We start from the raw sequence: 12,309 nt of genomic DNA on the forward strand, positions 1-12,309 counted from the left end.
TGCTTGCCAGGCATTCCATTTGTCGCCAAAGGAAGATTCCGTCTGCGTATCATAGGCGGACCTATAATAGGGGATAGGAGGGGAATCACTAAGCAAGAAAAATCAAATCAAGGCTCTTTTTATGGAAAGCTAAGGGTTCAAATCCCCCTCGCCTAAAAAGACTTACGCACAACAGCTACGCCAAAGCTTTCATAGTCCTCAAGATGTTCGAAGACACAGAGGCCGTCAGGAGAAAAATTTCCAATCACTATTTGCCCGCCGCGGCTGGTCATTTCTTTGCAACGTGTATGGCCCCCTCGACTCTGCGTTAAATATGCGCTCCCCAGAACTAATATATCGTATAAAGATACAAACGGCAGCGTCTAATACATTGGGGAGTTCATATTGTTTGGCTAATGGAACGATAAGGGGGTGTTGATCGATCTCGCTCCTTTCGATTGGATTTTTTGTCATGAGTACCCATTGAGATTTGGGAGCCGCTTGGTGGCCATATTCTTTAATTACAAGTTCCCAAATATCCTTAAATTGGATGGCATATCCTTCTTTAGGAGCCCTAACAAGCTCTCCCAAAGTTGCTAAAGTAAGCGGCTTCCCATTCAGGGTTTCAGGGATGAGAACAAGAAGGTGAGTTTCTTCGATTTTTTTTTCCGGCCAAAAGGGACAGGGATTTTTGAGGACCTTATGGATCTCTCTTGGGAGGGGTGGCACTTGCCCAACATCTCCGAAATATCTTGCCCATTGTTTTTTACCAAAGGCAATTCTGGAAAGCAGGGTGTCCCATAGGTTTTCATCATTTGCTAACATTTTCCAATTTGTGCTCACTCGAAGGCACCTTCCGAGCTGGGCACTATTCAAAAAAGAAAAAACTTTGAGGCTTATCTCTTGAGGAAGTAAATAGGTAAAATCCACTTTAGCCTCTTTGTCATTTTCGAATGGCACAGGGTGCTTTCCTTCCTCCCCAAACTCTCTAATGGTATAATTAAACATTTTAAGGCTTCCTTAATAAAGTATACCCCTATTTTAAAGCTTTGAGCTTTAAGTTTGAATAGGGAATGAAGAAACAAAGATCCACAACTCTTTTTATTTTCCGGTTTAGCCCCATGAGTTTTAGGCTGGTCTAAGGGGGACGTGGATAAACACAGCTGCTCTTCAGCTTTTTTGAAATTTACTTGAGTCAATAATCTTGTAAGTTTTACAAGGCGGTTTTCATGATTAGGGTGTCCGGCTTACCGTTAAAAGGCTTTTTTACTTTCTCTGCCTCTTCTACGCTTCTATTTTTTTAGAAAGTTGCTCGTTTGACGCTTGCAAATCCATAAGTATTTCTAATGTTTCTTGCTTTGTAGCTAAGATATTTTAAATTTTAACCATTGTAACATTTATTCTTAGCTATTAAGGTTCTAATAGTAAATTGTTTTACAGTTGTCTAGATTTAAACGAGGATTTTAAAAAAAATAAAATTGTGAATTAATTAAAATTAACAGGATACATTAATTATTTGATTAATATAAAAAGAGTTGATAGAAACTAAGATTTTAATTAGGCTTATTTATAAACGACTAAGAGAATAAGAGCACATCAGAAAAACAGCTCGTCTAATTTCTAACCTTCCTTATCTCCTTTGCCATCGAAAAGCCATATAGCGGAATTAAAATAAGGTCTATTTCTTTCCATAAAATAAGATGGAATCCAATTTTAGGGGGGGAGGTATGTTTCCACAAGATTATTCTGCCATCCAACGGTTAGAAAATACCGATTGGGAAACTCTTAAAAGAAAATATGTCATGTCTATACGCCCGGAAGGGTCACAGCTGCAGGCTGCCCAGCAGATGCAAAAACATATAGAGGATCGTGATATAGTCGACTATGCCAGCTATCGAGAAGCGATCTTGAGAATATTTCCCGCCTCTTACTTTAATTTAGCTGCCGAAATAGCAGGTGACATCGCAAAAACAGGGGACGGGGGTTATACCTTTACGGCCACCTGGTACCAATTTATCGTCACTCAGAAACCAGCTCAGCTGCCTACAGCTCTAGAAAAGTCGCAAAAATGTATCGTGATGATTAAAGCTCCGGGAAGTCGCAAATTAAGCTCCGACATCGACACTTCTATTTTTACTGCCTTTGAAGGAGAAAGTGCCTTTTTTGAGCGGGCTGCCGAAAGAATTAAAGCGCGAGGGCCCGATTTTAAAGGGCGGATCACCAACGCGGTGATTGAGGGTTTTTATACCATTTCCGAAGAGCTCTTTAAGAAGACTTCTGCTTCCCATCGAGATTCCAATGCCTACTTAGATGCGCTCGCAAATGATCAAGAAAACTATCCAAAATTTCTGAACGACAATGAAAATAACCCTTCCATTCAAGGAAAGAGGCTTTTTTCGGAAGAGGAATTTACCTCAATATTTAAAGAGTTTAAATATAAAAAGCACGTGCAAGAAATGGCTGCCAGTTTATTTTCTCTGCGCTGCGGCTTGGAAAAAGAGGAATGGCAAGCCTTTAAAGAGCTGGTCAAGAAAAAGCTAGGCAAAATTCTCCGATCAGAATTGCCTAAACAGGAAGGAGAAGCCCATATTGCCAGCTGTCAGCACGATTACGACACAATTTTTCAAGAGGTAGAAAAATTACATGAGAATCATTTAGCAAGCCTAAATGCTAAAATTCAAGAGTTAAACCAATTGGATCCCCTACCGGTATGCGGGCAAGACATCCCTATTGCGGCTCGGAATAGACTCTATGTGGAGTATTTAGAAAAGTGCGCAGAGTGCTATGAAAAAATCCTCGCTTTAAAAAGCGCAAAAGGGCCTTTAAAAAATGAGCTAGAGGCAAAAAAGCAAGCCTTAGATGAGGAGTTAAATGCATTAGAAAAATTAGATAAAAAGAGTTCACATCGGCGTATCGTAGAGCTTGTTAAAGAATTTCAAACCAACTGCGCTTTATTAGAAAAAAGGTGCCAAGAGTTAAAAGCTTCCCTGCAGCAGAATATTCTAGACATAGCTCAGTTGCAAGTAAGTTATCAATTTTCTCAAATCTTAGCCAGCACATTTGCCTATGAAGCCTATGTGGGCCGTTCAGCTATCTACCATGTGGTGAATGAGCAAAGCGGCAAAAGCTTGCCCATCTCGCAGCAGACTCTCCTCGGTTCAGCCTTGCAGCAAGTGGGCTTTAAGCTTTTACATACTAAGGAATTAACTCCTAAAAAATATCCTCCTGAAGAGATTGCTTATTATACCGCCAAGTATGGAAAAAGACTTTTTAGCTTAGTCTTTAGCAGCCGCCATGCGGAACTTGAGGAGGATATCCTCAAACTTTTAGTGAAAGGGAGAACAGGAGAGGATTTCCCTAAATTTACCTATCTTAAATCTAAACAGGTAAGGCGCAATGCCTATAGCACTTTTACCCGAAAAGAGTTAGCTCTGCTAAACAGCCAAGCAAAGATCATTAATCAAATAAAACTAAACGAGGCGATTTTAGAGGCGGAAAAGCCTCGAAGAACGCTTGAACTCATCCAAACATTATGCCCTTTTGCTACTGAAGAAGAAAAAAAGCGTTACTTTGAAAAGGAAAAAAAACTTTACCTATCGATTAGCGCTAAATTAATCGGCCTGGTATGCGCTTCTAGATTAAAGAGCAAAGGCTACTTATGGGGTAAAAACCCGCTGATCCCTTTACCACATACAACAGAAGAAAAGAAAGAGGAAGAAGCTTCCTCCCCTGCTATTTTCAACCCACAGCCTTTTCAAAATTCCAATTTTCCCCCATCTAGCGGAGGGGGAATTTCTAAAGATGAGTATCATCAGTTGGGCGAAGATGCCAAAAACTTAGTGGCGGCTTTTTCAGAAGGTGAAGCACAGGTCAGCCACATGGAACAGGCCCCTCGCTCTCAATCCGCTGTTGTGGCAGGCGCTTCCGAAGAAGGGTTTAGCAAGTTAGTGGAAGGAATGTTTAAAAAAAGCCCAAAGTAAAGCGCCCATCAGAAAAACATTTTTTTGATGGGCCTAATTGCTATGAGCACACCCTTAAAGATTATAAGGCGCTTTATCCCGCTTTTCAAACCAAGCCAGGACCTATTAAAGTCCAGGTTAGGGGTAGTCAAATCCGCGTAGAGGAAAAAGCCAGCCTGTTTATGCAATCTAATCCCGTCATTCAATACCATGAAGCAGCACTGCCTGCTAGGTTGGCAGCAGGGGAGCTTAACCAACGCTTAAAGGATTTGCTGCAACTCAAGTGCCCCTCCTGTCTGAAAGATTTAATTGTTCAAGGGCATAAATTTTTAAAAGAAGCCCAAGGAGAAGCTTTATTGCATGGCGTTTTTTATCTAGCTACCGCTTATGAGTTGTATAGCACGCTTAACATACAGGAATATAAATTTGATCACCAACCACTCGATCAATATCTGGACACATTAGAGAAAAGTTTAAAAGAAGGTGAAAACTTACTGCATTATTTTGCGGCCCAGGAAAATCTCAGCATTTTTGGCTATCTTTTCTCTGAAAGACCAAGCATAAAATCTCAGCTCAATGACTTAGCAGGAGAGGTGATCAAAGAGACACCTTTACATGTGGCTATCAGGATGGGATCTATCTCGATTGCGCAGTTTCTGCAGGAACAGGGAGCAGATATCAAAAAAGTCGGGGATGGCCAATACGCTAAGACTGTGCTACATGTGGCTGTTGAATATGGACAAGAGGAAATCGTCGACCTTTTGCTTAAACATAAAGACATTCCAGAAATTTTAAATGCCTCCCAAGGGGAGAAGGGGTATACTGCTCTGCATCTAGCAGCTGCTAAGGGGCATTTTGCCATTTTGCTTAAACTTATTAACTGCGGGGCACATACTGAATTGCAAGATGTATTCCATCTTACCCCTTTAGAAGTTCTACTTGAGCGAGAAAGCCTAGATTTTAAGATGCAAGATAAATGCGCTTGCATTTTATTAAGCAAAAAAGGGCCCTCTTTTTTCCAGTTAGATAATCCCTCACTTAAAATATGCTTTAGGAATGTTCTTAAGCATGGCTTGCTCAATATCGCCAAAAAACTTGCTGCTAATGGGCTGCCACAACCGGAAGAACAAGAATGCTCGTTTCTAGAAATCGCCGCCGAGGGAGCTTTTCCACAAACAGATGCTCATCCTAAAGGGATTTTTCAAGAGAAGCACACGGCCTATATTAAACTGATTTATTGGTTACTTAGAGAAAAGAGGATGGACCCTAATCAAAAATTCAAAAGCCGCTCTGACTTTTTGATCCACCAAATTTGTTATGCAGGCTGTAGCGAACTACTTTCTCTTTTTATTGAGTTAAAAGCAGATTTAAAAATACTCGATAGCTCTCAGAATAATGCCTTACACTACGCTTGTCGCTCTCCCACAGATTGCGCCGATATTGTCCGCATTTTGATGGGGTACGATCCTGCTTTTGTGGAAGCTAAAAATAGCGACGAGCGTTTACCTTTACATTTAGCGGCAATGACAGGAAATGAAAAGAGCGTTCAATGCTTATTACGCCAGCCGCCAAATCAAATCCAGCTTGATCAACAAGATAAAAATGGAAATACCCCTTTGCATCTAGCTGTCATGGCGGGAGGGGTAGCTTCCCCTAAAGCCAAAGTTCATTACTGCCAAATCATTGCAGCTTTGGTGGAAAAAGGGGCTAACACAAATACCTTAAATAAGGAGAAAAAAACGGCATTAGAGCTTGCTTTAAAAAATGGAAACGATGTCCTTATACAAGCTTTAGTCCAGGCAATCCAAAATCCACAATATGTGGCTAATTCTCTTCGGAATCTTTATCTTTCTCAAGAAACCCTGTCTATTTTTAGAATTAAAGCGCAGCAAGACTGGGAGTTTAGAGTTCCTTTAGAAGAGATCTATGTGCGTTTAGAAATTATTGAGACACAAGAAAGAAAAACACGCGACCAAGCTCTTGATAAACATTCTGATTATATCCACGATGAGCGCATTCCGATAGGTATTATTGAGACTCAAGAAAGAAAAGCACGCGACCAAGCTCTTGATAAACATTCTGATTATATCCACGATGAGCGCATTCCGATAGGTATTATTGAGACTCAAGAAAGAAAAGCATGCGACCAAGCCATTAATGAATATTCTTATTATAGTTATTTTTACGATAAACATTCTGATTATATCTACGATGAGCGCATTCCGTCTTTTGAGACCGTCCTCGAACCTGAGAAAAGTATCGAAATCGAGCAGCTCTTTGAGCACAAAAGTCTTAAAAAAGAAAAAGCTAAAAGGATTTATATCCAAGGTGCTGCTGGAATTGGCAAGAGCACTTTATGCCACTACATCGCTTATCGCTGGGCAAAAAAGGATTTGTGGCAAGGCCTCTTTTCCTATCTTTTTTGGATTCCTTTAAGAAATTTTACTCTAGGAAAGTATCCTGCTAATCAAGACTATACTCCCGCTGATCTGATTGCGAGAGAATATGCAGGCAAAATTGAGCATAGGGCCATCGAAGCTTGCCTCAACGATACTACTTTCCGAGAAAAAACCCTGCTTGTATTGGATGGTTATGATGAACTCTCCTCAGACGCCCAAGCAAATACCAGTCTTGCTAAAGCCTTTAATGAGCTAAAAGAGTTATTTCCCCATATTCTGATCACCTCAAGGCCAGGCAGCTGCTCTTTTAAACGCTCTTGTGAGTTAGAACTATTAGGCTTTGATAAAAAAAGGATCGATCATTACATCGATCGGTTTTTCACCCAAGTGCAAGCAGAAGAGAAAAAAGCAAAACTTCACCGCCTATTAAAGAGCTCTCCTCAAGTTTTAAGCCTTGCGCACACTCCGATTAACTTAACCCTGCTTTGTTGCCTTTTTAATGAAGATCCAGAGTTTTTCGATGCTAATCAACCCATTACCATGACTGCTATTTATGAACGGATGGTTAATTGGATGCATAAATGGTTTATGTTGAGAAGAATTGACCAAGGCCACTCCACGCAAAAGAAAGAGGATATTCTGAGATGGAAAAATTTGCGCGACAATGGAGAAGTGAAAGAAATTGCCGCTGCTTTTGAAGACATGGCTTTTTTTGCTATGGAAAAAGATACCCTTTATTTGGAGAAGGGAGAAATCGAGGAATTTATAGGTAACGCAGCAATCACCTCCAATGAGCTCATAGATTGCGGACTGATGCGCATCCCTGAAGAAAAAGGGTACTTTATTCACTTAACCTTGCAAGAGTTCCTAACCGCTTCAAAATTTGCTAATCAATACCTTAAAGGAGAAAGAAAAGCATGCCAAAAATTTGTACAAGGCTGCAAGTTTGAGCCTCGCTATGCCCTGGTTTTGCGCATGATTGCGGGCTGTCTTTCCCTTGCTATCTCAAGTAATCGGCGTTATTCAGATTCAAATCCGCTACAGCCCTTTTTTGATGACCTTTTTGCTGCGCCTCAAGACTTTACTGTCAGGAGCGAACTCCATTTGATTGCAGGCTGCTTTGAGGAGTGCCAAAATCCGTCTATAGTGAAGCAGTATGGTGGCTTTATTGAGCTTGCGAAAGACTACATTATCCATCTCTCTTGCTTAGGTTTAGACTATGGACGGTTGCTTAGAAATAAAAACCTCCTTAATCACCCTCAGGTGAAATGTGCGATCGGAAAATTGTTATCCGATCCTCAGGACAGAGAAAATATGCTAAGGAACTTACTAGAAATCATACGAACTGGGCAAACGTTAGCTCCAGAAATAATGAAATTCATTGTTCGAATTCTTAAAAAGCCGGATCGCGGATTTGCTGCTTTCGATGTTTTAGAAGAAGTGGTAAAGCAAGGAGGAGAGCTTTCAGAAAAAGCACTAGATACTCTCATCTCACTTCTTAAAAAGGGCGGCTTTGATGCCCCAAGCTCTGCTGCTCGTGCTGCCCGTGCTCTAGGAAAAGTTGTGCATCAAGGAGGCGAATTTGCTGAAAAAGCGGTAACTGCTCTCATTCGAATTCTTGAGGAAGGCAAGCCTGTAGCCTATCATCTAGCAGAAGTAGCAAAACAAGAGGGCAAGCTTGCTGAGAAAGCGCTAGCAGCTCTCATCCAACTACTTGAGAAGGGAGATTTTAATGCCAAATGCTCTGCTGCTAATGCTCTGAAAGAAGTGGCAAAGCGGGGAGGAGCGCTTCCAGAAAAAGCGCTAGCAGCTCTCATCCAACTACTTGAGAAGGGAGATTTTAATGCCAAATGCTCTGCTGCTAATGCTCTGGAAGAAGTGGCAAAGCGGGGAGGAGAGCTTCCAGAAAAAGCGCTAGCAGTCCTCATCCAACTTTTTGAAGAGGGCGATTCTAATGCCAAATGCTCTGCTGCTAATGCTCTAGGAGAAGTAACAAAACAAGGGGGCAAATTTGCTGAGAAAGCGGTAGCAGCTCTCATCCAAGTCCTCCAGGAGGAGGGCGGCTTTGCTGCCAAATGCTCTGCTGCTAATGCTCTAGGAGAAGTAGCAAAACAAGGGGGCAAGTTTGCTGAGAAAGCGGTAACTGCTCTCATCCAATCCCTCCAGAAGGAGGGCGACTTTGCTGCCAAATGCCCTGCTCCTAATGCTCTTGGAGAAGTAGCAAAACAAGGGGGCAAGTTTGCTGCGAAAGCGGTAACTGCTCTCATCCAAGTCCTCCAGGAGGAGGGCGGCTTTGCTGCCAAATGCTCTGCTGCTAATGCTCTAGGAGAAGTAGCAAAACAAGGGGGCAAGTTTGCTGAGAAAGCGGTAACTGCTCTCATCCAAGTCCTCCAGGAGGAGGGCGGCTTTGCTGTCAAATGCCCTGCTGCTAATGCTCTTGGAGAAGTAGCAAAACAAGGGGGCAAGTTTGCTGAGAAAGCGGTAACTGCTCTCATTCGGATCCTTGAGGAGGGCAAGCCTGTAGCCTATCATCTAGCAGAAGTAGCAAAACAAGAGGGCAAGCTTGCTGAGAAAGCGCTAGCAGCCCTCATCCAAGTTCTCCACGAAGAGCTGGAGAAGGACGATTATGAAATCATATGTTCTGTTGTCAATGCCCTAGGAAGAGTTGCAGAGCAGGGAGGAGGGCTTTCTGAGAAAGCGCTAGCAGCTCTCATCCAAGTTCTCCAGGATGAGGTCGAGTTTATGGCCAGACTTCTTGATGCCAATGTCCCTCTGGAGAAGGACGATTATGAAATCATACGTTCTGCTGTCAATGCTCTAAAAAGAGTGGCAGGGCAGGGAAGAGAGCTTCCAAAGAAAGCGTTAGCAGTTCTCATCCAAATTCTCCAGGAGGAGGTCGAGTTTATGGCCAGACTTCCTGATGCCAATGTCCCTCCGGAGAAGTACGATTATGAAATCATATGTTCTTCTGTCAGTACTCTAGGAGAAGCGGTAAAGCGGGGAGGAGAGCTTCCAGAGAAAGTGCTAGCAGCTCTCATCCAAGTTCTCCAGGAGGAGGGCGAGTTTATGGCCAGACTTCTTGATGCCAATGTCCCTCTTGAGAAGGGCGATTATGAAATCATACGTTCTGCTGTCAATGCTCTAGAAAGAATGACAAAGCGGGGAGGAGAGCTTCCAGAGAAAGCGCTAGCAGCTCTCATCCAAATCCTTGAAGAGGGCGATTCTAATGCCAAATGCTCTGCAGTTAATGCTCTAGGAGAAGTGGCAAAGCGGGGAGGAGAGCTTTCTAAGAAAGCGCTAGCAGCTCTCATCCAACTTCTTGAGGAGGGCGATTTTTCTGCCAAATGCTCCGCTGCTAATGCTCTAGGAGAAGTGGCAAAGCGGGGAGGAGGGCTTCCAGAGAAGGCGCTAGCAGCTCTCATCCAACTTCTTGAGAAGGGCGATTCTAATGCCAACTGCTCCGCTGCTAATGCTCTAAAAGAAGTGGCAAAGCGGGGAGGAGAGCTTCCAGAGAAAGCGCTAGCAGCTCTCATCCAACTTGTTGAGAAGGGCGATTCTAATGCCAAATGCTCTGCTGCTAATGCTCTAAAAGAAGTGGCAAAGCGGGGAGGAGAGCTTCCAGAGAAAGCGCTAGCAGCTCTCATCCAACTTGTTGAAAAGGGCGATTTTTCTGCCAAATGCTCCGCTGCTAATGCTCTAGGAGAAGTGGCAAAGCGGGGAGGAGGGTTTCCAGAGAAAGCGCTAGCAGCTCTCATCCAACTTGTTGAAGAGGGCGATTCTAATGCCAAATGCTCCGCTGTTAATGCTCTAGGAGAAGTGGCAAAGCGGGGAGAAGGGCTTCCAGAGAAAGCGCTAGCAGCTCTCGTCCAAATTCTCCAGGAGGAGGGCTATTTTGCTGCCAAATGCTCCGCTGCTAATGCTCTAAAAGAAGTGGCAAAGCGGGGAGGAGAGCTTCCAGAGAAAGCGCTAGCAGCTCTCATCCAACTTGTTGAGAAGGGCGATTCTAATGCCAAATGCTCCGCTGCTAATGCTCTAGGAGAAGTGGCAAAGCGGGGAGGAGAGCTTGCTGAGAAAGCGCTAGCAGCTCTCATCCAACTTGTTGAGAAGGGCGATTCTAATGCCAAATGCTCCGCTGTTAATGCTCTAGGAGAAGTGGCAAAGCGGGGAGGAGAGCTTTCTAAGAAAGCGCTAGCAGCTCTCGTCCAAATTCTCCAGGAGGAGGGCTATTTTGCTGCCAAATGCTCCGCTGCTAATGCTCTAAAAGAAGTGGCAAAGCGGGGAGGAGAGCTTCCAGAGAAAGCGCTAGCAGCTCTCGTCCAAATTCTCCAGGAGGAGGGCTATTTTGCTGCCAAATGCTCCGCTGCTAATGCTCTAGGAGAAGTGGCAAAGCGGGGAGGAGAGCTTGCTGAGAAAGCGCTAGCAGCTCTCATCCAAATCCTTGAAGAGGGCGATTCTGATGCCAAAAAATATGCTATTGATGCTCTAAAAGAAGTAGCAAAGCGGGGAGGAGAGCTTTCAGAGAAAGCTCAAGCAGCTCTCATCCAACTTGTTGAAAAGGGCGATTCTAATGCCAAATGCTCCGCTGCTAATGCTCTAGGAGAAGTGGCAAAACAAGAGGGCAAGCTTGCTGAGAAAGCGCTAGCAGCTCTCATCCAACTTGTTGAGAAGGGCGATCCTAATGCCAAATGCTCCGCTGCTAATGCTCTAGGAGAAGTGGCAAAGCGGGGAGGAGAGCTTCCAGAGAAAGCGTTAGCAGCTCTCATCCAACTTGTTGAAAAGGGCGATTCTAATGCCAAATGCTCCGCTGCTAATGCTCTAGGAGAAGTGGCAAAGCGGGGAGGAGAGCTTTCTAAGAAAGCGTTAGCAGCTCTCATCCAAGTCCCCCAGAAGGAGAGTCGTTCCTCTATTAGATTTGCTTCTCTCTCTGCTATAAAAGACATAGCACAAAGAGGAGGTAAGCTTCTTGAGAAAACGCTAGCTGAAATCATCCACATTCTCCTGGGCCAAGAAGGCTATGTGAGATATGATTATGACAAAAGGCATGCTGCCGATGCTCTAAAAGAAATCAATAAAAAGGCTTTATTAAAAATGAGGGTCGAAGCATTTCCTTTAATTGCTATGGCTTGTTTCCTTACTGAGGATGGCTTTTCAGTTAAAGGCCAGCAACTTCAAATTTCTGACAACATAACAACTTATTTGAGTGAGGATAGATTAATGTTTAGTTACGAGGAAATAAGAGAAAAATTACCCACCGAGCTTGCCGTATGGCGGAAACGACTAGACAGCCTTAGTTCTACTGAGAGTTCTCAAGGAACTACAGATCGACTTTGATGTCAAAAGAAATTGCTTTCACAGCTCTTAGATTACTGACACAAAGAGTAGGCCTTTTAGTTTCTTAGTTAAAAAGGTGTCTTAAAGCGCCTATAGTTATTACCAAGAGTGACCCATGTTTTTAATCCTAGATAAGGAAGCCAGGGCCTATGAACCTATTCCAGTATTCGATTGACCCAAAAGAGGATAAGTCCAAAACTTAAAAAACCCTTCCAGTTTTCAGCCTTCTTTCCCAACGGACAACAAGCCTTCTAAGCTTCCTTTGGAGCCAAGCTATCGCTCTTTCGGCTTGCCAATGCTTTCTTAACACCTATGAAGCGATCTTTTTCCAGCTTTCCTATCTTCCTGTACCGACATCAAGGGATTTAAGCAGCTTTTCTCTTAGCTCCCTAGAATTATAACCTTTATCTGCTTCAAAAATGGGGAATAAGTCCATTTCTTTAGAGAATGTAGCCGCCAGGCCATCCACTGAATCAAGTAACTTTTCTACTTGCTGTCTCTCATCTCCCTTAGCACAGGTTATTTCAAATGCCACCGGACTTCCTTCATTATTTATAAGAGCGAGTTTTTAAGCATAATTTTCAGTATAAGTATTTGTTTATAAGAAACTTAAGGAGTATAAAGATTGCTTGGAATAGCAG

The 12,309-nt window shown here is 43.2% G+C and carries 4 protein-coding genes; 2 read left to right on the top strand and 2 right to left on the bottom strand.

The genetic code is table 11. From position 1 onward, the window contains the following. Window positions 1-225 precede the first annotated feature (225 nt). A complete protein-coding gene (locus PARA125_RS04430; protein WP_213157536.1) occupies window positions 226-987 on the bottom strand; it encodes an F-box-like domain-containing protein in 762 nt (253 codons plus the stop codon). Between the two features lie 719 nt (window positions 988-1,706). Between PARA125_RS04430 and PARA125_RS04435 the strand changes: the two genes are divergently transcribed. Both PARA125_RS04435 and PARA125_RS04440 read left to right on the top strand, forming a co-directional pair. Then, window positions 1,707-3,959 (top strand): hypothetical protein, encoded by a 2,253-nt coding sequence (locus PARA125_RS04435; RefSeq protein WP_213157537.1) that lies wholly within the window; start codon window positions 1,707-1,709, stop codon window positions 3,957-3,959. 161 nt (window positions 3,960-4,120) lie between these two features. Next, window positions 4,121-11,668, top strand: coding sequence for a HEAT repeat domain-containing protein (locus PARA125_RS04440; protein ID WP_213157538.1), 7,548 nt, complete (start codon window positions 4,121-4,123; stop codon window positions 11,666-11,668). A gap of 337 nt (window positions 11,669-12,005) precedes the next feature. Here PARA125_RS04440 and PARA125_RS04445 read toward each other — a convergent pair whose 3' ends face one another. Further along, window positions 12,006-12,203 (bottom strand): hypothetical protein, encoded by a 198-nt coding sequence (locus PARA125_RS04445; protein ID WP_213157539.1) that lies wholly within the window; start codon window positions 12,201-12,203, stop codon window positions 12,006-12,008. Between the last annotated feature and the right edge of the window lie 106 nt (window positions 12,204-12,309).

Origin of the sequence: Parachlamydia sp. AcF125 (assembly GCF_018342475.1) — a bacterium.
Taxonomy (GTDB): domain Bacteria; phylum Chlamydiota; class Chlamydiia; order Chlamydiales; family Parachlamydiaceae; genus Parachlamydia.

What these genes read in the sequence shown, in the direction of transcription:
- PARA125_RS04430 (WP_213157536.1), bottom strand. Translation starts at nt 987, where the DNA reads ATGTTTAATTATACCATTAGAGAGTTTGGGGAGGAAGGAAAGCACCCT.
- PARA125_RS04435 (WP_213157537.1), top strand. Translation starts at nt 1,707, where the DNA reads ATGTTTCCACAAGATTATTCTGCCATCCAACGGTTAGAAAATACCGAT.
- PARA125_RS04440 (WP_213157538.1), top strand. Translation starts at nt 4,121, where the DNA reads ATGCAATCTAATCCCGTCATTCAATACCATGAAGCAGCACTGCCTGCT.